Here is a 22,460-nt window from a genome sequence, read left to right on the forward strand (position 1 = left end):
GGTTCGTCATGGGATTGACGGAACGCGAACCAAAAGGATGTGACCGATGGACGAGCGCGAGTGGCTGGCGCAGCGATTCGAGGAGAACCGGAGCCATCTGAGAGCGGTGGCCTACCGGATGCTCGGCTCGCTGAGCGAGGCCGACGACGCCGTTCAGGAGGCCTGGCTCAGGCTCAGCCGGACCGACACGGACGACATCGAGAACCTGGTCGGCTGGCTGACGACGATCGTGGGCCGGGTCTGTCTGGACATGCTGCGCTCCCGCCGGGCCCGCCGCGAGGACCCGCTGGAGGCCCAGGTCACCGAGCCCGCCCTGGACCCGGAGGACGCCGCCGACCCCGAGCACCAGGCGATGCTCGCCGACTCGGTGGGCCTCGCCCTGCTGGTGGTCCTGGAGACGCTCGACCCCGCCGAGCGGCTCGCGTTCGTCCTGCACGACATGTTCGCGGTGCCCTTCGAGGAGATCGCGCCCATCGTGGACCGCAGCCCCGCGGCCGCCCGGCAGCTGGCCAGCCGGGCCCGCCGCCGCGTCCAGGGCGTGAACACCCCGCCCGCCCCCGACCTCACCCGCCAGCGCGAGGTGGTCGAGGCGTTCCTCACCGCGGCCCGCGGCGGCGACTTCGACGCCCTGGTCGCCGTGCTCGACCCCGACGTCGTGGCCCGCTCGTACGCGGCCGACCGCCCCGGGGCCTCCACGGTGCTGCGCGGCGCCACGGCCGTGGCCCGGCAGGCGCTCACCTTCGCCCAGTTCGCCAAGTCCGCCGAGCCCGCCCTGGTGGACGGCTCGCCGGGTGTGATCGCGGACCGCGGCAAGCCGGGCTTCCGCGTGATGAGCTTCGGCTTCTCCGAGGAGGAGTCCTCCGGCGCGGGCTCCGCCGGCGCGGTGATCACCGAGATCGAGGTCATCACCGACCCGGCGCGCCTGGACGCGCTCGATCTGGTGCTGCTCAACGCCTGACCGAGGGCTTCGCGGAGGGCTTCATGGAGGCCTGACAGAGGCCCGTACGAGGGTGCAAACGGCCCGGGACCGCTTCGGCGGACCCGGGCCGTCGGGCTTTCCGGGCGCATCACCGCAGGTCAGATGCGGTTCTAAAACTATTTTTCGTCCAGCGGTCACATTCGTCGCGCGGGATCCGTCATATCAGTGACGGACGAGGCCGGGCCGGTGCGCCGAGGGGGGCGGCACCGGCGGAGCGTCCGTCGCCCTCGTTCGGGGGCGCCCGTTCGACAAGCCCCCGATGGAGAGCAGCCTTTGACACGTTCGTCCCGCGTCCGGAACAGAACTCTCGGGCGGCGTTCCGTACCCGACCGCGGTTGTGTCCGGCAGCCACCCGGCATCGCCGGGGGCGCTCTCACCTACTCGATTTCCCATGATTTAGGAGTCTCGTAATGGCTGCCGCCGACTCACTCCCGAGGTCGGGACCCGCGACGGGCGTGAAGCCCGGCCTGATCCTGGCATTCCTGTGCCTGGGCCAGTTCATGGTCTTCCTCGACGTGTCGATCGTGAACCTCGCCCTCCCGTCCATCCAGGACGGGCTCGACATGTCCGATGTCAGTCTCAACTACATCGTGACCGCCTACTCCACCGTGCTCGGCGGCTTCCTGCTGCTCAGCGGCCGGCTCTCGGACACCTTCGGGCGCAGGCGGCTCCTGATGACCGGCTTCGTGGTGTTCGCCCTGGCCTCGCTCACGTCGGGCCTCGCGCAGAACGCCGCCATGCTGATCACCTCGCGCGGCTTCCAGGGCCTCGGCTCCTCGATGATCGCCCCCGCCGCGCTCTCGATCCTCACCAACACCTTCCCCGAGGGCGCCGAGCGCAACAAGGCGCTGGGCGTGTGGGGTTCGCTGGCCGGTATCGCCTCGATCGTCGGCGTCATGCTCGGTGGTGTGCTGGCGGACGGCCCGGGCTGGGAGTGGATCTTCTGGATCAACGTGCCGATCGGTCTGGGCGTCGTGCTCCTGGCCCCGCGGATCCTCCCCGAGAGCAAGTCGGACGCCCCGCGCCAGCGCTTCGACTTCGCCGGCGCCGCGACCCTCACCGCCGGTCTGCTGCTCCTCATCTTCACCCTCGGTGAGGCCATCAACGTCGGCTGGGGCACCGCCCGTACCGTCGGCAGCCTGATCGGTGTCGCCGTCCTGCTCATCGCCTTCCTCGTCATCGAGACCAAGGTCGAGGCGCCGATGATGCCGCTGCGCATCTTCCGCCTCAAGACCATGCGCGTCGCCAACATCTCCGCCATCCTGGTCTTCGGTACGTTCGGTGCGCTGTTCTTCTTCGCCAGCCTCTTCATGCAGCAGGCGTTCGGGTACTCCCCGATGAGGGCCGGCTTCGCCTATGTGCCGCTCGCCGTCGCGGTGGCGTTCGGCGCCGGTGCCGCCTCCGGCATGATCACCAAGATGGCCGCCCGCCCGGTGCTCGCCGTGGGTCTGACGCTGACCACCTCCGGCCTGCTGATCCTGTGGCGCACCGGCGCCGGCAGCTCGTACGCGACCCACCTGCTGCCCGCGTTCGTCCTGCTCGGCCTCGGCTGCGGCATGGTCTTCGTGACGCTCCAGATCGCCGCGTTCGTCGGTATCCCGGACGAGGAGGCCGGCATCGGCGCCGGTCTCATCAACACCAGCCAGGAGGCCGGTGGCGCCCTCGGTCTCGCCGTGATCGCGACCATCGCGTACAACGGCCTGGAGGACAAGCTCGCCAAGACCGGTGGCAACCCCGCCAAGATCCACGACATCCAGGCGACGGCCAACCACCACGCGTTCCTCTCGGCCGCGATCCTCTGCTTCAGCGCTCTGCTGGTCGCGCTGTTCTTCATGCCGAAGGGCGCGCAGTCGATGAGCTCGGCGCACGCGCACGGCACCCAGGAGCCGGAGGTCGCGGGCACCCCCGAGACCGCCGGCGTCGAGAAGTGACCCCGCTGAACCGCTGCTGAACCCTGCTGAACCGCACATGACCTCTGTGAACCGCCCGCCCGCCGCATAGGGCCGGGCAGGCCGTGGCGCTCCTCCGACCCCTGGCGGAGGAGCGCCACCGGCCGGTTGACGGGGGCCGGGCCGTCCGTGGCCGCGGCCCCCGAGGACGCCTGGAAGGACGTATCCGCAATGTCGCTGCCCCGAGGGCGGACGAGCGCTCCGGAGGTCTCCGCCTCGGTGGAGGCGTTCCTCACCGAGCCGCTCGTCGCCACGCTGACCACCCTGCGGCCGGACGGCTCGCCCCATGTGGCGCCCGTGCGGTTCACCTGGGACGCGGCGTCGGGGCTCGCCCGGGTCATGACGGTCGTCACCTCGCGCAAGGCGCGCAACGTCCTGGCGAGCCCGGGAGGCCGAGCCGTCCTGTGCCAGGTGGAGGGCTTCGCCTGGGTCACCCTGGAGGGCACCGCCACCGTGTCGGACGACCCGGCTCGGGTGGCCGCGGGGGTACAGCGCTATGGCAGGCGCTATGGGATGGCGCCGCCGAATCCGCCGGGCCGGGTGGTCCTTGAGATCGTGGTCGACCGGGTGATGAACCTCAATACGTAATCGCGCACGGCATTCGGGTCCGATTCTCGGGCGCGATGGGGGCGTGGCACCGCGGGAGTTCCGGCTCCGGGGTGCCACGCCCCTTTTTCTTTGCCCCTCGTTCTGCCTCAACTCCCCTTTATGAATGGGGACTTGAGTGGTACTCAGGTGGTGACTGCAACGCTCGGTCATATCGGCTGATCCATGTCATCCATCTGCACGAGGAGTGCGCATATGACCCAGGGCGCAATTGTTGTCGGGGCCGGTCCGGTCGGACTCATGCTCGCCGGTGAACTCCGCCTCGCCGGTGTGGAGGTCGCCCTCTATGACAAACTCCCGGCTCCCAGTGGAGAATCGCGCGGCCTCGGATTCACCGGACGTACGGCTGAAATTCTCGACCAGCGCGGCCTGCTGACGAGGCTCGGCGAGTTCCGCTGGGGCAAGCAGGGCCACTTCGGCGGCGTCCGTATCAACTTCGACGAACTGGACGAGAGCCACTACGGCATCATGGGCCTGGCCCAGTCCCGTACCGAGGAAACCCTCGGAGCCTGGGTCGAGGAGCTCGGCGTCACCGTGCGCCGCGGACACGAGGTCACCGGCTACCGCGAGACCGAGGACGGCGTCGTCGTCGAGTACCAGGGCCCCGACGGCCCCGGTGAGGAGGCGGCCCAGTACCTCGTCGGCACCGACGGCGGCCGCTCCACCATCCGCCGCCTCGCCGGGATCGACTTCCCGGGCGAGCCCGCCACCCGCGGCATGTACCTGGCCGACGTGGTCGGTGCCGGACTGCGGATGCGCCCCATCGGCGAGCGCGTCGAGGGCGGCGGCATGGTCCTCTCGGTCACCCTGGAGCCGGGCATCGACCGCATCGTCATCCACGAGCCGGGCGTGCGCCCGCACCACGGCGAGGGTGAGCTGACGTTCTCCGAGGTCGCGGACGCCTGGGAGCGCATGACCGGCGAGGACATCCACGGGGCGAGCACCCGTTGGATGTGCGCCCTCACCAACGCCACCGGCCAGGCCACCCACTACCGCAAGGGCCGCGTCTTCCTCGCCGGTGACTCGGCGCACGACCACGCCCCGCTCGGCGCGCAGGGCGTCAGCGTCGGACTCCAGGACGCCGTCAACCTCGGCTGGAAGCTGGCCGCGGCCATCAAGGGGCAGGCCCCCGACGGGCTGCTCGACACCTACCACGCCGAACGGCACCCGATCGGCGAGCAGTTGCTGCGCAACACCCTCGCCCAGTCGCTGATCTACCTCAGCGGCGAGGAGATGGAGCCGCTGCGCGCCGTGCTGCGCGAGCTGGTGCAGATCCCGGACGCCGCCCGCCACCTCGCGGGGCTGGTCAGCGGTCTGGACGTACGGTACGACGTCGACACCGACGCGAGCGGCCATCCGCTGCTCGGGCTGCGCCTGGCCCCGGGCCGTGAGCTCAAGCTGGCCGACGGCGGGCGGACGCGGGTCGCCGAGCTGCTGCACTCCGCGCGCGGCGTGCTCATCACCACCGGCGACGCGCGCGAGGCCGCCGAACTCGCCGAGGGCTGGTCGGACCGCGTCGACGTGGTCACCGGCAGCTGGGTCCCCTCGGACACCGCCTCCGGCGAGGAACCCGAGGCCGTCCTCGTACGCCCCGACGGACACGTCGTGTGGGCCGCGCCCGACGGCGGCAAGCTCCGCGACGCGCTTGAGCGGTGGTTCGGCGCGGCTCAAGTCGCCGCCTAGAAGCTGGATCCGCGTACAGCCGCCACCCTGCCCAGGGCCTGTCCGGCGCCCGCCCGCCGGACAGGCCCTGACCGTGCCGTGCTCCGGCCACACCCCGGCCGTACCCCCACACCCCGCCCCATCCGAAAGGGAATCCACCATGACCGTCCTCGTCACCGGCAGCAGCGGCAAAGTCGGCTCGCACCTCGTACGGCTCCTGCACGCCCGGGGCGTCGCCGTGCGCGCCGGCTCGCGCAGCCCCGAGAAGCTGACGCTGCCCGAGGGCGTCGCGTCCGTGAAGCTGGCGCTCGACGAGCCCGCCGACTTCCCGGCCGCGCTCGCCGGGGTGACCTCGGTCTTCCTGTACTGCGAGGCCTCCGCCGCCGGCGAGTTCGTCGAGCGGGCCGAGGAGGCCGGCGTCGAGCACGTCGTCGTCATGTCCGCCGACGCGGTGCTGCGCCCCGACGCCGCCGTCAACCCCATCGCCGCGCCCCACCTCGCCGTCGAGCAGGCGCTCGCCGCCTCCTCGATCACCTCGACCCCGCTGAACTGCGGCGCGCTGGCCAGCAACGCCATGCCGTGGGCCTGGCAGCTCAAGGCGCGCGGCACGGTCGGCCTGCCGTACCCGAACAGCTACGCCGACCCGGTCAATGAGAAGGACGTCGCCGAGGCCGCGCTCGCGGTGCTCACCGACCCGTCCCTGCGCGGCCGTTCGTACCACCTCACCGGCCCCGAGGCGCTCACTTTCGCCCAGCACGTCGCGGCCATCGAGGCGGCCGCGGGCCGGGCCATCCCGGTCACCGAGGTCCCCCCGGCCGTGTGGCGGGCGAACAAGCCCGACTTCATGCCGGGCGACATCGCGGACGCGCTGCTCGACCTCTGGGCCGCCAGCTCCGCCCCGGTCCCGCTCACCGACGACGTGGAGAAGCTGACCGGCCACCCGGCCCGGCCCTTCTCCGTGTGGGCCGAGGAGCACGCGGGCCCGTTCCGCGGCTGACGGCTCGACGGCCCCCAGCACCCGGGTCTGCCACCCCCCACAGGAACAGGCAAGTCCCCCCATGTAGGCACACGTAGGACAGGTAGGACAGAGTATGTCGCTGGACCGCAGAAAGATGATCGGCCTGGGCGCCGGGTCCGCCGCCCTCGCGATGACCGGCGGTGTCGCCCTGCCCACGCCCGCCGCGGCCGCCCCGCCGCGCCGCGTCCCGAGCGACGCCGCCCTGGCCAGGTCCCTCTCCGGCGGTTTCCGCAGTCGCTACGCGCACGCCAACGGCGTACGGCTGCACTACGTCACCGGCGGCACGGGCTCACCGGTGGTGCTGCTCGCGGGCTGGCCGCAGACCTGGTGGGCCTGGCGCCACGTCATGCCGGAGCTGGCCCGCCGCCATCGCGTCATCGCGGTCGACATCCGGGGCATGGGCGGCTCCGACAAGCCGCAGGGCGGCTACGACAAGAAGACCATGGCCCGCGACGTGCACGAGCTGGTCCGCTCGCTCGGCCACAGCCGGGTCGACGTCGTCGGCCACGACATGGGCGCGATGGTGGCGTACAGCTTCGCCGCCAACCACCCGGCGGCCACCCGTAGGCTCGCCCTCGTCGACACCCTGCACGTCGACGAGACCCAGTACGACATTCCGCTGCTGCCCCGCCCCGGCCAGGGCTTCAACCTCTGGTGGTGGGCGTTCAACCAGGTGCAGGGCCTGCCCGCGCAGCTGGCGGCCGGCCGGATGCGGCACATCATCGACTGGCTCTTCGCCAACTCCCTCCCCGACCAGAGCCTCGTCCCCGACTTCGACCGCGAGGTGTACGCCCACGCGTACGACTCGCCCGACGGCGTCCGGGCGGGCACCGCCTGGTACCAGGCCGCCCACCAGGACATCGCGGACCTGAAGACCTACGCCACGGTGACCGCGCCCGTGCTCGGCGTCGGCTCCCGGCTCACATACGACCAGTTCCGGCAGGTGCTGCCGACGCTGGGGACCGACGTCCGCGTGGTGCACGCGGACCGGTCGATCCACTACATCCCCGAGGAGCAGCCCGAACTGCTCACCGGTGAACTGCTGAAGTTCCTCGCCTGACCGGCCCGATCCGGGGCGGGCCCGTCAACGGCACCTATCCCATGGCCTGTTCAACATCTGTACGAGGAGTGTGACATGACTCAGGGCGCAATCATCGTCGGGGCCGGACCGGTCGGGTTGATGCTCGCCGGTGAGCTCAGGCTCGGCGGCGTGGACGTGGCCGTCTACGACCGGCTGCCCGCGCCGAGCGGCGAGTCCCGCGGCGTCGGCTTCACCCGCCGCGCCGCCGAGGTCTTCGACCAGCGCGGACTGCTCGCCCGGTTCGGCGACGTCGAATGGGCCCAGGGCCACTTCGGCGGCGTCCGCATCGACTTCTCCCAGCTGGACGACAACCACTTCAGCGTGCGGGGCGTGCCCCAGTTCCGTACCGAGGAGATCCTGGAGGGCTGGCTCGCCGAGCTCGGCGTGAAGGTCCACCGCAACCACGAGGTGACCGGCTTCCGGGAGATCGGGGACGGCGTCGTCGTCTCCTTCGAGGGCCCCGACGGACCGGGCGAGCAGGAGGCCGGGTACCTCATCGGCTGCGACGGCGCCCGCTCGGTCATCCGCAAGACGGCCGGGATCGACTTCCCCGGCTGGGACGCCACCCGGGGCATGTACATGGCCGACCTGGTCGGCGCCGGGGTGCGCCAACGGCCCATCGGGGAGCAGGTGCCCGGCGGCATGGTGATGGCCTTCAACCTGGAGAACGGCGTCGACCGCATCGTCATCCACGACGAGAAGCTGCGCCCCCACGAGGACAAGAGCCAGCTCACCTTCGAGGTCGTCGCCGACGCCTGGCAGCGGATGACGGGGGAGTCCCTGCACCACGCCGAGGTCCGCTGGATCAGCGCCTTCACCGACACCACCCGCCAGGCCTCCCGGTACCGCAAGGGCCGCGTCTTCCTCGTCGGCGACGCCACCCACATCCATATGCCGGCCGGTGCGCAGGGCATGAGCGTCGGCGTCCAGGACGCGGTGAACCTGGGCTGGAAGCTGGCCGCCGCCATCAACGGCTGGGCGCCGGACGGCCTGCTCGACACCTTCCACTCCGAGCGGCACCCGGTCGGCGAGAAGCTGATGCGCAACACCCGCGCCCAGACCCGCCTCTACCTCACCGGCGACGAGATGGAGCCGCTGCGCGCGGTGATGCGCGAACTCGTCCAGTCCCCGGACGTCGCCCGCCATCTGGCCGGGCAGGTCAGCGGCCTGGACGTGCGGTACGACATGGGCGCCACCGGCCACCCCCTCCTCGGCCTGCGCCTCTCGCCGGACCGCGAGCTGAAGCTCGCCGAGGGCGGGCGTACCAGGGTCGCCGAGCTGCTGCACTCCGCGCGTGGCGTGCTCATCACCACCGGTGACTCGCGCGAGGCGGCCGAGCTCGCCGAGGGCTGGTCGGACCGTGTCGACGTGGTCACCGGCAGCTGGGTCCCGGCCGACAACCCGGCCGACGACGACCCCGAGGCCGTACTGCTGCGCCCCGACGGACACGTGGCCTGGACCTCGCCCGACGGCGGCAAGCTCCGCGACGCGCTGGAGCGGTGGTTCGGCACGGAGGGCTAGACCCGAAGGCCGTACCGGACGGGCCCTGGGCCCGAAGGCCGTACCGGACAGGCCCTGGGCCCGAAGGCCGTACCGGACAGGCCCTGGGCCCGAAGGCCGTACCGGACAGGCCCTGGGCCCGAGGGCCGTACCGGACAGACGAGGGCGCCCCCTGTCAGCCCGGCGGGCGCCTTCCGTCGGGCCGTCCGGTGCGATCAGCGATCAGTCGATCCCCCTGATGATGTTGTGCTCGAAGTCGTCCTCCTCCGCCCCGGCGAGCCGGAGCGGAGGAGCGACGGCCGCGAGGTCACCCGGCCGGAACTCGTGGTCTTCCCGGTCTTCCCTGTTCTCGTACATCTGCTCCCCCTTCGCATGGATACGAGCACGGGCCGTTCGAGCATGGCCGTACGGTCGCGGCAGGGCGAGCCGCCGGGTTGCACACGGCTCGGATCAGGCCGCGTACAGATCGAAGGTGGAGGTGCGGCGGGGGCCCGCGACGACGTCGAGCTGGGGGTCGACGGCGAGGATCGCCTGGTGCAGCCGCTGGAGCTGCGGCGACGGCTCCACCCCGAGGTCCTCGATGAGCCGGCCGCGCAGCTTGCGGTACACATCGAGCGCGGTGGCCTGCCGTCCGGAGCGGTAGAGCGCCACCATGGCCTGCGAGTGCAGCCCCTCGTGCTGGGGATGACGGGCTATCAGATCAGTGAGTTCGGCGGTGAGTTCGGCATGCCTGCCGAGGCGCAGGTCGGCGTCGATCCGGCGTTCCCTGACCACCAGACGGCTCTCCTCCAGCCGCATCACCTCGATGTCGAGGATCGGCCCGACCCGCACGTCGACCAGCGCGGGCCCCTCCCAGAGGTCGAGCGCGCGCCGTAAGCAGTCCGCCGCCCGCTCGTTGTGGCCCTCGTCGAACGCCAACTGGCCCTCCGCCGCCAGCTGTTCGTACGCGTGCACATCGACCGCCTCGGACGGGACCTGGAGCAGATAGCCGCCGTACCGGGTGGCCAGAACATCCTTGGCCGAAACATGTGCGTCGGGACCCATGGCACCGGCCAGCCGCCGCCGCAGCTGGAGGATGTACGTCTGCAGGGTGGTCAGCGCGCTCTGCGGCAGATCCGTCCCCCAGATCTCCTCCATGAGCGTGGGTACGGGGATGACGCGCCCCGGGTACAGGGCGAGCAGCGCGAGGATCTGACGGGGCTTGCCCGCCGTGGGGACGACGGAGACTCTGTTCACTTCGGCACTCAAAGGGCCCAGGACCTGAATTTTCACGGCTTCCTCTCGGGGTAAAAGGCGGGGGTGCGCCGGGACATCGTTGTCCGCCCCCGGGGGCCGGGCCGCCGGGGGAGTGTGCGTACGGGATCAGCTCGCGCGGGCGGCGAACTGCTCGGTGAAGAGCTGCTGCTCGGTGGGGGGCCGCCCGGCGGGCGAGCCCTCCGGCACCGGCGCGCCGGGCCGGGCCGCGAGGATGGCCATCTGGAGCCGACCGAGCGCGGCCGAGGGTTCGAGACCGGCCTTCGCGACGAGGGTCGCGCGCAGCCGCTGGTAGGCGCCGAGCGCCTCGCTGCGCCGCCCGGAGCGGTGCAGCGCCAGCATGAACTGGCCGTGCAGCGCCTCGTGCATGGGGTAGCGGCTGACCAGAACGGTCAGCTCGGAGAGGAGTTCGCGGTGGCGGCCGAGGCGCAGATCGGCCTCGATGCGCCGGTCGAGCGCGGCGAGCCGGGCCTCTTCGAGCCGCTCGGCCTCGGTGCGCAGCCGGCTGCCCTGGTGGACGCCGGTGAGGGCGGGCCCGGTCCACAGCGCGAGCGCCTCGCGGAGCAGCCGGGCGGCCCCGGTGTGGTCGCCGGCGTCCATGGCCCGGTGACCGGCGGTGGCGCGCCGCTCGAACTCGCGGAAGTCGACGGTGCTCTCGGTGGGATCCGTCTCCAGCCGGTAGCCGCCGGGCAGGGTGACGAGGACCTCCTTGGCGGTGCGGCACTCGCCGTCCCGGCGGGCCAGCGCCTCGCCGATGAGCTCGCGGAGCTGCATCACATACGTCTGCACGGTGGTGCGGGCACTGCGCGGCGGGGTGTCGTCCCAGAGTTCTTCTGCCAGCGTCGCCAGCGGCACCACCTGATCGGAGTGCAGCGCGAGGAGGGCCAGCACCTGCCGCGGTTTCGGGGCAGTGGGCGCGATGGATAACCCGTTCTTCCGCACCGACAGTGCACCCAGCACTTCGATGTCCATGTTTCTCCCCAGAGTCGGGAAATACGGGGGGTAAGGGTATTCGGGTCGGAAGTGTCCGCTCGGCTGGCAGGCCCTCGGCGGCAACCCGCTTGGATCATGCGCTCGAACCCACCCGCCGCGGCAAGCCCGTCTGTGGCTGCTCTGACGTACCTGTCAAAGTCCTGACCGCGTTGTCAAAATCCTGTAGCAGTAGCGAATTCCGCTCGGATTGAAGCCGCTCGACTCTGGGTAAAGAACGGCCGGATGTGCCGGATTTACCGGGCCGTGCGCTCCGGCCCCGCCCGGGTCCCGCTTCCGCTTGGACCCCGCTCCCGTGACGCTCCGGGATCCGGATCTTACGCCGCCTTTAGGTAAGCGCCCAGTGCACAGGCACCCCCACGTAGCAGATGTGGCGTGGGTCACACCCGGCTCCCGTCACATTCACGGACCACGTTTCGTCATAGGTGTGACGGAGGAAGCCGACCGGTGTGGATGTTCTGGCAGGGCCGGCCGGCGTCCGCCGTCGCAGTTTCCGCGTTTTTCTGTGCGAAGTGTTCGGCGTTTACGTGAGATCTTTTGAGGAGAGCAAATCATGACTGCTCGGGCGAAGCACCCTGCTTTTGTCGTTCCCGGTGCCATTGACGCCTTGGTGGCCCTCGGAAAGGCCAGCAAGGAAGTTCCCGGCGTCGATGTGAAGCTGCTGGAGCTGCTTCACCTGCGTGCGAGCCAGATCAATGGCGACGGTGCCAACGCGGACCGTCACCCGCGCCTGGCGAAGGCTGCCGGTGAGACCTCGGACGAGCGCCTGTTCGCCGTGGCCGCCTGGCGCAACACGCCGTACTTCACGGACGCCGAGCGCGCCGCCCTGGCGCTCGCCGAGGCCGTGACCCGCCTCGCGGACCGCGAGGACGCGGTCTCGGACGAGGTGTGGAACGACGCGGCCAAGCACTTCAACGAGCAGCAGCTCGCGGCGATCGTCCTCTCGGTCGCCACCGCGAACCTGTGGAACCGTCTGCACGTGGCGATCGGCCAGGTTGCCGACCCCAACAGCTGATCACCCCCGTACAGCTGCTGGTGCCGGCCGGACACCCCCGACGGCCGGCAGGTCGGGCGGACGGCTCGACGGCGGGCGGCCCGGTCACCGCAAGGACGTTGCGGTGACCGGGCCGCTTTTGTGTGGGGGGTGGGCTGCCCGGGGTTGTGTGTGGCGGGCTGCCCGGGGCCGGACCCCGGGCAGCCCACCCCTCTATCTCTATCGGGTCTTCCTCGCGGCCTCGACGAACGCCTCGAAGAGGGGGCGGGTGTCGGTGCCCAGCTCGCCGTGGGCCTGGAGTCCGGCGAGGAACGGGGCCGACGGGTCCTCGGCCTCGGCGCCCTCGATGACCCCGTCGTCCGACCAGGCGGTGGCGACGAGACCGGCGCCGAGCTTGTCGATGCCCTGGTGGTGGTGGCAGTAGACGGTGGCGGTCGGCCCGAGGGCGTTGCCGAGGAGCGAATCCGGCTTCACCTGGATCTCGCGCGGCTCGTACTTCCCGGGCACGACCGGGGAGTGCTCCGGAAGGTGCTGGTCGAGGGTGCCGCCGCGGATGATCGATATCAGCTGGAGGCCGCGGCAGACGCCGAGCACCGGAATCCGGCGCCGCTCGGCGACCGCGAGGGCGGCGAGTTCGGCGGTGTCCCGGGCGTGGTGCGGGGGAAAAGTGAACTTCTCGCGCTCGGCACCGTAGAGAGCGGGGTCGATATCGGCGCCGCCGCTCATCAGCAGCGCGTCGGCCCGCTCCATCACGGCGTCCACGGCCTCGGGAATCGGCGGCACCAGAACCGGCGCTCCACCCGCCTCGTGCACCTTCTCCATGTACTCCCAGGGAAGCAGTGCGACCGAAACGTCTCCCCAAATGTTCCAGTTCACCGTAGTCAGATCGGCGGTCACCGCCACGACGGGGCGAGTCATAGAATGTCGTCCTTCCCAATTCTGGATTCCACCCAATGAAACAGAGTTTCACTAGAGCGCCACTCGCGCATTTCTTGAGTGCGTTCCACTTGTCCGCAGCGGGTACGGAGGCGTAGATCAAGAATTACACAGAGCCGGGCTCTGTGGAAGAAATCAATAAATAGGTATCGTGGAAACACCGCCGCCTTCCGGAAGAAAGCGGCTCGGCAACGCGCGCGTTCAACTGCGAGGCGATCGCAGTCGAACACCCCTATGGGGCGTGCGGAGCCTCTGCGTACCCTCGCGGCAGTGATCGGTCCATTAACTGGGGGAGACAACCATGACGGCCGCGACTGAGAACCCGGGCGCCCGTATGTATCAGGAGTTTCTCGGCGTCCATGCGATCCTGCGCCGCGGAACGGAACTGGTGGCGAACGCATTCGAGCGACTGGGTGAGGGCGACCAGGTCAGCGTCAAGGAACTCATCGACACCACGCGGTGGCTCATCGACTTCACGCACCACCACCACGAGTCGGAGGACGAACTCTTCTGGCCGGTCCTGCACGGGCTCTACCCCGAGTCGGTCGCGTCCTTCGACGCCCTCAACGAGGAGCACGCGGAGCTGGACCGTGAACTGGGCGGCCTGAGCCGGGCGATGGAGCTCCTGACGGCGGCCAACGCGGCGGGCGAGGAGACCGGCACGGCCGCGGTGACGGAGGCGGCGCACGCCGGCACGGCGGCGGCCCGCAAGGTCCGCGACATCCTGGCGAGCCACCTCGACACGGAGGAGCCGGTCGTACGCGAGCTCTTCCCCGGCGTCCCCGGCCCGGAGATCGACCGCCTGCGCAAGGCCATCACGGAGGGCAGCCCCAAGTCCGGCGGCCACCTGGTCTTCGGCCTCCTGGAGGACCCGGACCAGGCCGAGGGCTACGACGAACTCATCGCCAGCTTCCCCCTCGCCTTCCGCTCCCACCGCCCCCAGCTGCTCCAGATGTACGTGGACAGCAAGAAGGCGCTGGGGCTGATGGCGGAGTGACGCCCTGTCACGTATAGGCAGACGCAGGCATACGGGCTTTGGGGCGCCCGGCATCCGGGGGTTGGCGGGATGCCGGGCGGGGTGGTGTCTTCCTGCTCTGCGGCTCGTGCGTCGGGTCAGAGGATCGTGGTGTAGGTGTTCCAGCCGGTGCCGTACGCGAAGCGCGGCTGGAAGGGAGCGGACGGGTTGCCGGTTCCGCGGTAGAGCCAGAGCCCGCCCGCTTGGTCACGGGCGATGAGGTCGGACGTGCCGTTGCCGGTCAGGTCACCGGCGCTGACGATGGCGGTGTAGGTGTTCCAGCCGCCGCCGACCTTCGAACGCGGTGCGAGGGGCGACGAGGCGTCGCCCGTACCGCGGTAGAGCCACAGCACGCCGTCGTGGTCGCGGGCCAGGAGGTCTGGGCGGCCGTCCCCGGTGAGATCGGCTCCGCCGATCAGCGCCGTGTACGTGTTCCAGCCGCCGCCGACCCGGGCGCGGGGGGCGAAGGGGGCCGAGGCGCTTCCCGTACCGCGGTAGAGCCACAGCACGCCGTCGCGGTCACGGGCCAGGAGGTCAGGGCGGCCGTCGCCGGTGAGATCACCGGCGCCCACCAGAGCGGAGTAGACCTGCCAGCCGCCCCCGACCTTGGCGCGGGAGGCGAAGGGCGTGTAGCCGTCTCCGGAGCCCCGGTAGTACCAGAGCACGCCGCCCCGGTCCCTGGCCACGAGGTCACCCGTGCCGTTGGCCTTGAGCGTCGACAGCTTGGTGACGAGGTCGTACGCCTGCCAGCCGCCGCCGACGCGGTGCGGGAACGTGTACCTCTGGTAGTCGATGTTCTCGCCCTGCTGGTACTGCCACAGCACCCCGTTGCCGTCGCGGCCGTAGAAGGCCCCCCGGGCGTAGAACGGCACCCAGGCGGCTTGGAGGTTCAGCCCCTGCTCCGCGCCGGCGTACGGCACGCCGTTCCCGTCCAGGGTCTGGACGGTGCCCTTCAGGGACCCGGCGTGCAGTCCCCATGCCGCAGTGACCTGCAGGGTCTCCGACACCGGCTTGTCGTTGCCGCTCCAGGTACGCGCGGGGAGTTCGGCGAAGAGGGAGCCGTCCTCGCCGGTGGTCCAGCCGACACCGGTGTAGTGGGTGCCGTCCCAGGAGTGCCGGACGGTGACTGAACCGGCGACCTGCCGGGCGCTGTATCCGGCGTCGGCGAGCTGCTTGGCGGTGAAGATCCAGCGTGTCCGGGTGACGGCGGGTGGTGTCCGCAAGGCCGTCATATCCGTCTGGAGCGTGACGACCGTGGGTTGAGCGGCACCGGTGTCGATCGGGATCGAGGGGTTGCGGTCCGCCCCGTACCGGGGCGAGTTCCAGGACATGGAGATCGCCGCCCTCCGCACGTCCACCGCGTCCCATCCCGACCGCTGACCGGGAATCGCCTCCCCGGTCGCGCCGTCGGCCACGACCGCCGACAGGCGCACGAACGGCGAGACGGGGAACCGGGCGGCGAGATGCACATGGAAGGTTCCTGTCTGCAACGGTCCGCCGGGCACGCCGTTGTGATCGGTGTCGGCCGAACCGATGTCGAAGGTGGTGCGCTTGGTCGCCGAATCGAAGGACGAGGGCAGGGCGTTCCCCGCGTCGTCCGTCACCCGCAGCGCCTCCGGGCTCGCGTCGTACGTGGCGAGCTGGAGATAGGCGTCGCCGGTCGGCGGGTTCGCCACCGCGAGCTCGACGTCACCGGCCGCACCGTTGACGTCGACGGCGTCCGGCAGCTGCAAGGTCACCTCCGGGCCGGCGCCGTCGGCCGCAGCGGTCTGCACCGGGGTGACGCCGATGGCGGTACCGAGCGCGGCGATGGCAAGAGCGGCACGGTGGTGACGCCGGATCCTCATGGGATGGCCCTTTCAAGGTGGGGCCGACTGCCGGGACTTCGTCGGGGCGGCCGGGTGAGAAGCAGGGGGCGTGCGGATACGGGGTGCCCGGCGTCCGGGCCGAGCACCCTGTCGGGCTCTAGCTCAGATCCCGGAAGGTGGCGAAACCCCCGTCGTTGGGCTAGAGGTGTTGGGCGGAACCGAGGTTGCCATGGCCGTCGCTTGCCCACCAGTAGCGGTTTGCCCGCACCCGAGACGGCGGTGAGGTCTGTCTTGCTGTCCCCGTTGAAGTCGCCCGAGGCCAGTTCGGGGAAGGTGTCGGAGCCCCCGGGACGCCAGAGCCGGGAGGATTCGCCCAGGGCGCCGGTGCCGGTGCCCGGCTCCAGAAGACGGTTCCGGTTCTGAGGCGCGAGGTAGTTCTTGTGGCGAGAATCGTGCTGAGCCTCGGGATGGGCAGGGGGCATTGGAAAATTCCGTGCAGATTAAACTAAATCTCCATTTGCGATCGCTGGTCGTCAAGCGTACGAAGGAAGAGAGAGTGATTTGCTCCATGCGTCGGGGAGGTCCCCATGCCTGTTGCAGGCCCATGGCAGTGGACTCTTGTCGGCATACTGATCGTCCTCGGAATCATGTTTGCGGCGCTCGCGTGGAGGATGGCCGTCAAAGAACGAGAGAAAGAGCCCAGAATCGAAGTGCTCGCCGCAGTGGGTGGAGGTCTGATCACCGGGCTTGCTGTCGGTTTGGCTGTTCTCTTTCTCCAGAAATCATTTGAAGATTCGCAAAAATATGCAACATGGAGAGCGAGTGTGGAAGTTACTGAAAGCATCCCAGGGTTTGACCCGGGCGGGCGCGACATTAAAGGGATTAATTTCAGCGGGAAGAAACTGTATGACGCAGACTTCACCGACGCTGACCTGCAAGGATCCAAATTTAGAGATGCTGACCTGCAAGGGGCGGTCTTCGACAATGCCAATCTCCAGGATGCGGATCTCATAGGGGCTAACCTCAAGGAAGCGAGCTTCAATGGCGCAAACCTTGAAGGGGCGCTCTTGCAGGACGCAGACTTCAGCTACGCAATTGTCTCGGTCAAGATCGATAACGCGCAGGTAAACGCGCGCACGTGCTGGCCGCGCACGCTAAAGCGCGAGGTTCTCGAAAAGGTCACCGTGAAACCTACTTTTGACGAGAACGGGGCAGAGGTGTATGACGCAAGAGATGGTGTCAGAGGGGGGCAAAAGTTCCCGTGCCCACTGAGAAAGGAAGGCGATTAACTAGAGCCACTCGACGTCATGTCCCCAATTTTCAGCTGAGCATCAGCGGCTACTCAGCTGATGCGGGCGAGGGTTTTCGGATGGTCCAAGTACTCACGAGCCGTCTGCCGCTGGGCTGGTGCTACGGGCGCCGAACTGCCTGCCCCGGCCCGCGGTGATGCGCACGTCGTCGGCATACGTGACGTAGAAGTGGCACTCCGTGCGAGGCCGTCTGGCTGCCTCGCGAATGCCCAGGTGAGTGAGCCCGTACGAGGCGCTGTTCGAAGGTGGCGCAGGCGTTCCTCGGGCTCCTGGCGCTGCTTTGTCGTCGCGCGGTTTTTGTCGCTGCCCTCTCAGATCTGGGTCCAGGTTGATGCCGGGGCCATAGCCTGGAAGACGCCGAGGGGTGGGTGAAGCGCGGCCTCTCGCCCTCCGGATCCGTCCGGGTGGAGGACGTCGCCTCGGCTTCCGTCGTCAAGGAGCAGGCGAACGTCCGCGTGTTCGGGGTGCGGAGCAGGTTGAGATGCGGGGAGTGCGGCTGGGGTTGCGGTCGGGGGAGAGTGTCACGCTGCCGCTTCGGACTGCCGTCGCCAACGTGAGTGCCGAATCCCCGCTCCGGCAGCTCGTCGATGAACTTCGGCGCCAGCACCCCGAGTTGGCTGCCGGGCTCGTCGTGCCGACGATGTAGGTGGCCTGACCGTCGGTGGTCAGGGTCGCCCAGACCGACTTGCCTCGCGTCCCGGCGGGCGGTCCCGCCGTGCCGCACGCCGTCGCCAGTGCTGCGACCAGAGTGAGGCCTCTGCCATATTCCTCCGAATTCCTCCGAGCCGGATGCCGTGCGCAGGTCCGGGAGGGGGCGAGGGCGTCGTCGGTGGCCGTCAGGTGGAGGGTGCGCGTGCGCGGCCGCGATCGGCGTATCGGCCCTCATGGTCCCCCGCGCAGCCTGGGCCGTCTTCGTCGCGCACATCTGCCGTCCATGATCGGGATCTGACAGCCGCCTCACGGCGTTATGTGGATACGGGTCCACACACCGGAGGTGACCGCTCGTGTTCGGTTCGGCCATGAACGAGCTCTTCATGCCTGGGAAGCGGCACGAGGAGGAAGAGCGGCAGCGGCTGGAGATCACGCTCGACGAGGCGGGGGACGCCGATCCCGGGCGGGGGCCCATAGATCTGTCCAGCGGGATCGTCCTCATACGGGTGCCGCCCAAGGACGAGGGCCAGGACGAGGATGACGACGAGGGCCAAGGCGAGGGCGAGTAGGACTAGGGCCAGGTCAGGGCGAGGACGGCTAGGGCGTACGCCGGAGGGCCCGGTATTCCGTCCGAGAACGGGATACCGGGCCCTCCAGCCGTATCACTCCAGCCACAGCGGCCAGCGACTACGCGTCGAAGACCTCCGACACCAGCTGCTCCTGCTCCTGCTCGTGCCGCTTCTTCGAACCCACCGCCGGGGACGAGGAGTGCGGGCGCGAGATGCGGCGCAGGCGCTCGCCGTGCGGGACGTCCGCGCCGACCGCCAGGTCCAGGTGGTCGATCAGGTTGAGCGCGATGAACGGCCAGGCACCCTGGTTCGCCGGCTCCTCCTGGGCCCACAGGTACTTCTCGGCGTTCGGGTACTTGGCGATCTCGGCCTGGAGCTCGGCACCCGGGAGGGGGTACAGGCGCTCCAGACGGATCAGCGCCGTGTCCGTCGCGCCGCGCTTGTCGCGCTCCGCCTTCAGGTCGTAGTAGACCTTGCCGGCGCAGAAGACGACCTTGCGGACCGCGTTCGCGTCGACGAACTCGTCACCGATCACCGGGCGGAAGCCGCCGGTGGTGAACTCCTCCGCCTTCGACGCCGCCGCCTTCAGACGCAGCATCGACTTCGGGGTGAAGACGATGAGCGGCTTGTGGTGCGGGTTGTGGACCTGCCAGCGCAGGAGGTGGAAGTAGTTCGACGGGAGCGTCGGCATGGCGACCGTCATGTTGTTCTGCGCGCACATCTGGAGGAAGCGCTCGGGGCGCGCGGACGAGTGGTCCGGGCCCTGGCCCTCGTAGCCGTGCGGCAGGAGCAGGGTGACGCCGGACGTCTGCGACCACTTCTGCTCGGCCGACGAGATGAACTCGTCCACCACCGTCTGGGCGCCGTTGACGAAGTCGCCGAACTGCGCCTCCCACATCACCAGGGACTCGGGACGGGCCAGCGAGTAGCCGTACTCGAAGCCCATCGCCGCGTACTCGGAGAGCAGCGAGTCGTAGACGTTGTACCGCGCCTGCTCCTCGGTGAGGTACATCAGCGGGGTGTAGTCCTCGCCCGTCTCCTGGTCGACCAGGACCGCGTGGCGCTGGCCGAAGGTGCCGCGGCGGGTGTCCTGGCCGGAGAGGCGCACCGGGGTGCCCTCCATCAGCAGCGAGCCGATGGCCAGGGTCTCGCCCATGCCCCAGTCGATCGTGCCGTCCTCGACCGAGGCGGCGCGGCGCTGCAGCTGCGGCATCAGTCGCGGGTGGACCTTGACCCGCTCGGGGATGTTCACCTGCGACTCGGCGATCCGCTTCACGACCTCCTGGGAGACCGCGGTGGTCACCGCCGCCGGGAACTCGGCCTGCGGCTCCGGGGATTGGATCTCGCCCGCCTGCGAGGTGGCCTCGCGGACCTCCGCGAAGACCTTCTCCAGCTGGCCCTGGAAGTCCTGGAGCGCCTGCTCCGCCTCTTCCAGGGTGATGTCGCCGCGACCGATCAGCGACTCGGTGTACAGCTTGCGCACCGAGCGCTTCTTGTCGATCAGGTTGTACATCTGCGGGTTGGTGAACTGCGGGTTGTCGCCCTCGTTGTGACCGCGGCGGCGGTAGCAGATGAGGTCGATCACGACGTCCTTGTTGAACGTCTGGCGGAACTCGAAGGCCAGGCGGGCCACGCGGACCACGGCCTCCGGGTCGTCGCCGTTCACGTGGATGATCGGCGCCTCGATCATGCGGGCCACGTCGGTCGCGTACATCGAGGAGCGCGACGACTCCGGGGCGGCCGTGAAGCCGACCTGGTTGTTGATGACGATGTGGACCGTGCCGCCGGTGCGGTAGCCGCGCAGCTGCGACATGTTGAGCGTCTCGGCCACCACGCCCTGGCCCGCGAAGGCCGCGTCGCCGTGCAGGGCGACGGGCAGGACCGTGAAGTCCGTGCCGCCCTTGTTGATGACGTCCTGCTTGGCGCGGACGACGCCCTCCAGGACCGGGTCGACCGCCTCCAGGTGCGAGGGGTTGGCGACCAGCGAGACCTTGATCTGCTCGCCGTCCAGACCGGTGAAGGTGCCCTCGGCGCCCAGGTGGTACTTGACGTCGCCGGAGCCGTGCATCGACTTCGGGTCGAGGTTGCCCTCGAACTCGCGGAAGATCTGCGCGTACGACTTGCCGACGATGTTGGCGAGCACGTTCAGCCGGCCGCGGTGGGCCATGCCGATGACGACCTCGTCCAGGCGCGACTCGGCGGCGCTGTCGATGACCGCGTCGAGCAGCGGGATGACGGACTCGCCGCCCTCCAGGCTGAAGCGCTTCTGGCCGACGTACTTCGTCTGCAGGAAGGTCTCGAAGGCCTCCGCCGCGTTCAGACGGCGCAGGATCCGCAGCTGCTCCTCGCGCTCCGGCTTCGAGTGCGGGCGCTCCACGCGGTCCTGGATCCACTTGCGCTGCTTCGGGTCCTGGATGTGCATGAACTCGATGCCGGTGGTGCGGCAGTACGAGTCGCGCAGGACGCCGAGGACGTCGCGCAGCTTCATCAGGGACTTGCCGGCGAAGCCGCCGACCGCGAACTCGCGCTCCAGGTCCCACAGGGTGAGGCCGTGCTCGGTGATGTCCAGGTCGGGGTGCTTGCGCTGGCGGTACTCCAGCGGGTCGGTGTCGGCCATGACGTGGCCGCGGACCCGGTAGGAGTGGATCAGCTCGAAGACGCGCGCGGCCTTGGTGACGTCGTCGTCGTGCGAGGCGTCGATGTCCTTGAGCCAGCGGACCGGCTCGTAGGGGATGCGCAGCGACTCGAAGATGCCGTCGTAGAAGCTGTCGTCGCCGAGCAGCAGGTTGGCGACGATCCGCAGGAACTCGCCGGAGGCGGCGCCCTGGATGACCCGGTGGTCGTAGGTCGAGGTGAGAGTCATCACCTTCGAGATGCCCAGCTTGTTCAGGGTGTCCTGGGAGGTGCCCTGGAACTCGGCCGGGTAGTCCATCGAGCCGACGCCCATGATGACCGACTGTCCGGGCATCAGACGCGGCACGGAGTGGACGGTGCCGAGGCCGCCCGGGTTGGTCAGGGAGACCGTCACGCCCGAGAAGTCGTCCATCGTCAGCTTGCCCTGACGGGCCCGCTTGACGATGTCCTCGTACGCCTGCCAGAACTCGAAGAAGTTGAGCGTCTCGGCCTTCTTGATGCCCGCGACGACCAGCTGGCGGTCGCCGTTGGGCTTCACCAGGTCGATGGCGAGGCCGAAGTTGATGTGCTCCGGCTTGACCAGGGTGGGCTTGCCGTCCTTCTCCGTGAAGGAGTGGTTCATCGACGGCATGGCCTTGATGGCCTGCACCATCGCGTACCCGATGAGGTGGGTGAAGGAGATCTTCCCGCCCCGGGCCCGCTTCAGGTGGTTGTTGATCACGATCCGGTTGTCGAACAGCAGCTTCACCGGGACCGCGCGGACGGACGTGGCCGTCGGGACGTCGATGGAGGCGTGCATGTTCTTCGCCACGGCGGCGGCGGGACCGCGCAGCGTGACGTACTCCGGACCGGCCGGGGCCTCGGCAGCAGGCTGCGCGGCGTTAGCCGCTCCAGTGGAGCCGGTGCTTGCACCGGGGGCCTTGGCCGCGGCGGGCTTCGCGGCGGGCGCCGGAGCGGCCTTCGCGGGAGCCGGGGCCTGTGCCTGGGGCTGCGCCGGGGCGGCGGGGGCCGGCGCGGGCACGGCCGGAGCCGGGGCCTGCGCGGCGGGCGCCGGGGTGGCGGCCGGGGCGGCTACCGCAGCCCCCGCGGCTGCGGCGGGAGCACCCGCGACAGGCTTGTCCGCCGCACCGGTCGAACCCGGCTTGTAGTCGGCGAAGAAGTCCCACCAGGCACGGTCGACCGAATTGGGGTCCTGGAGGTACTGCTGGTAGATCTCGTCGACGAGCCACTCATTGGCACCGAAGCCGGCTGCAGGGTTCTTGCCCTGCCCGTCTTGGTCGGTCGAGACGCTCGAATTACTGGGGGACTGAGACGACACGGCGGCAACCGCCCTCTTCCGCTTCACAAGGTGATGGACAGCGGAAATAAAGGCTACGCCTCCCCGGCGTGGAGGTGCAGGCCGGGCGTGCCACAGTCGCGTAAGTCACACCGGAAAGCGTGTTTCGGGGCAGGTTTTGGCGGGAAACAGATCAGGTTCCGCCGACGAGTGGGTACGCCTCGCAGC

Annotated in this window: 17 protein-coding genes; 11 read left to right on the plus strand and 6 right to left on the minus strand. The window is 69.7% G+C overall.

What is annotated here, in order from left to right:
* Positions 1 to 46 precede the first annotated feature (46 nt).
* From AB0G17_RS32620 to AB0G17_RS32650, 7 genes are all read left to right on the plus strand, one after another.
* Positions 47 to 958: a sigma-70 family RNA polymerase sigma factor gene (locus AB0G17_RS32620; protein ID WP_361390477.1), complete on the plus strand. Its 912-nt coding sequence runs from the start codon at positions 47 to 49 to the stop codon at positions 956 to 958.
* 431 nt (positions 959 to 1,389) lie between these two features.
* A complete protein-coding gene (locus AB0G17_RS32625; RefSeq protein WP_361390479.1) occupies positions 1,390 to 2,910 on the plus strand; it encodes an MFS transporter in 1,521 nt (506 codons plus the stop codon).
* A gap of 189 nt (positions 2,911 to 3,099) precedes the next feature.
* Positions 3,100 to 3,516, plus strand: coding sequence for a TIGR03618 family F420-dependent PPOX class oxidoreductase (locus AB0G17_RS32630; protein WP_361390481.1), 417 nt, complete (start codon positions 3,100 to 3,102; stop codon positions 3,514 to 3,516).
* Between the two features lie 213 nt (positions 3,517 to 3,729).
* Positions 3,730 to 5,217, plus strand: a complete 1,488-nt coding sequence (locus tag AB0G17_RS32635; protein ID WP_361390483.1) for an FAD-dependent monooxygenase — start codon at positions 3,730 to 3,732, stop codon at positions 5,215 to 5,217.
* A gap of 139 nt (positions 5,218 to 5,356) precedes the next feature.
* Positions 5,357 to 6,193 carry an NAD(P)H-binding protein gene (locus AB0G17_RS32640; RefSeq protein ID WP_361390485.1) on the plus strand — a complete coding sequence of 279 codons (837 nt, stop codon included), beginning with the start codon at positions 5,357 to 5,359 and terminating at the stop codon, positions 6,191 to 6,193.
* Positions 6,194 to 6,287: 94 nt separating this feature from the next.
* Positions 6,288 to 7,274, plus strand: coding sequence for an alpha/beta hydrolase (locus AB0G17_RS32645; protein ID WP_361390487.1), 987 nt, complete (start codon positions 6,288 to 6,290; stop codon positions 7,272 to 7,274).
* 75 nt (positions 7,275 to 7,349) lie between these two features.
* Complete coding sequence (locus tag AB0G17_RS32650) at positions 7,350 to 8,816, plus strand: FAD-dependent monooxygenase (protein ID WP_361390489.1); 1,467 nt, start codon at positions 7,350 to 7,352, stop codon at positions 8,814 to 8,816.
* Between the two features lie 201 nt (positions 8,817 to 9,017).
* Here AB0G17_RS32650 and AB0G17_RS32655 read toward each other — a convergent pair whose 3' ends face one another.
* From AB0G17_RS32655 to AB0G17_RS32665, 3 genes are all read right to left on the minus strand, one after another.
* Positions 9,018 to 9,152: a hypothetical protein gene (locus AB0G17_RS32655; protein WP_361390491.1), complete on the minus strand. Its 135-nt coding sequence runs from the start codon at positions 9,150 to 9,152 to the stop codon at positions 9,018 to 9,020.
* A 93-nt stretch (positions 9,153 to 9,245) separates the two neighbouring features.
* Positions 9,246 to 10,067 (minus strand): AfsR/SARP family transcriptional regulator, encoded by an 822-nt coding sequence (locus AB0G17_RS32660; RefSeq protein ID WP_361390493.1) that lies wholly within the window; start codon positions 10,065 to 10,067, stop codon positions 9,246 to 9,248.
* Between the two features lie 90 nt (positions 10,068 to 10,157).
* On the minus strand, positions 10,158 to 11,021 hold the full coding sequence (locus AB0G17_RS32665; protein ID WP_361390495.1) for an AfsR/SARP family transcriptional regulator: 864 nt from the start codon (positions 11,019 to 11,021) through the stop codon (positions 10,158 to 10,160).
* A 571-nt stretch (positions 11,022 to 11,592) separates the two neighbouring features.
* Between AB0G17_RS32665 and AB0G17_RS32670 the strand changes: the two genes are divergently transcribed.
* Complete coding sequence (locus AB0G17_RS32670; RefSeq protein WP_283141628.1) at positions 11,593 to 12,054, plus strand: carboxymuconolactone decarboxylase family protein; 462 nt, start codon at positions 11,593 to 11,595, stop codon at positions 12,052 to 12,054.
* A gap of 198 nt (positions 12,055 to 12,252) precedes the next feature.
* Here AB0G17_RS32670 and AB0G17_RS32675 read toward each other — a convergent pair whose 3' ends face one another.
* On the minus strand, positions 12,253 to 12,951 hold the full coding sequence (locus AB0G17_RS32675; RefSeq protein ID WP_361390497.1) for a gamma-glutamyl-gamma-aminobutyrate hydrolase family protein: 699 nt from the start codon (positions 12,949 to 12,951) through the stop codon (positions 12,253 to 12,255).
* 319 nt (positions 12,952 to 13,270) lie between these two features.
* Between AB0G17_RS32675 and AB0G17_RS32680 the strand changes: the two genes are divergently transcribed.
* Positions 13,271 to 13,966 carry a hemerythrin domain-containing protein gene (locus AB0G17_RS32680; RefSeq protein ID WP_361390499.1) on the plus strand — a complete coding sequence of 232 codons (696 nt, stop codon included), beginning with the start codon at positions 13,271 to 13,273 and terminating at the stop codon, positions 13,964 to 13,966.
* Positions 13,967 to 14,082: 116 nt separating this feature from the next.
* Here the strand turns inward: AB0G17_RS32680 and AB0G17_RS32685 are convergent, their stop codons facing one another.
* Entirely contained in the window at positions 14,083 to 15,831 is a 1,749-nt protein-coding gene (locus AB0G17_RS32685; RefSeq protein ID WP_361390501.1) for a VCBS repeat-containing protein, read from the minus strand.
* A gap of 548 nt (positions 15,832 to 16,379) precedes the next feature.
* Here AB0G17_RS32685 and AB0G17_RS32690 point away from each other — a divergent pair.
* Together AB0G17_RS32690 and AB0G17_RS32695 are read left to right on the plus strand one after the other, a co-directional pair.
* Positions 16,380 to 17,081 carry a pentapeptide repeat-containing protein gene (locus tag AB0G17_RS32690; protein ID WP_361390503.1) on the plus strand — a complete coding sequence of 234 codons (702 nt, stop codon included), beginning with the start codon at positions 16,380 to 16,382 and terminating at the stop codon, positions 17,079 to 17,081.
* Positions 17,082 to 18,121: 1,040 nt separating this feature from the next.
* Complete coding sequence (locus AB0G17_RS32695) at positions 18,122 to 18,322, plus strand: DUF6191 domain-containing protein (RefSeq protein ID WP_361390505.1); 201 nt, start codon at positions 18,122 to 18,124, stop codon at positions 18,320 to 18,322.
* A 118-nt stretch (positions 18,323 to 18,440) separates the two neighbouring features.
* On the opposite strand, the gene AB0G17_RS32700 is transcribed toward AB0G17_RS32695, so the two are convergent.
* On the minus strand, positions 18,441 to 22,274 hold the full coding sequence (locus AB0G17_RS32700) for a multifunctional oxoglutarate decarboxylase/oxoglutarate dehydrogenase thiamine pyrophosphate-binding subunit/dihydrolipoyllysine-residue succinyltransferase subunit (protein WP_361390507.1): 3,834 nt from the start codon (positions 22,272 to 22,274) through the stop codon (positions 18,441 to 18,443).
* Positions 22,275 to 22,460 lie beyond the last annotated feature (186 nt).

Source organism: Streptomyces sp. NPDC023838 (genome assembly GCF_040639555.1).
Lineage (GTDB): Bacteria > Actinomycetota > Actinomycetes > Streptomycetales > Streptomycetaceae > Streptomyces.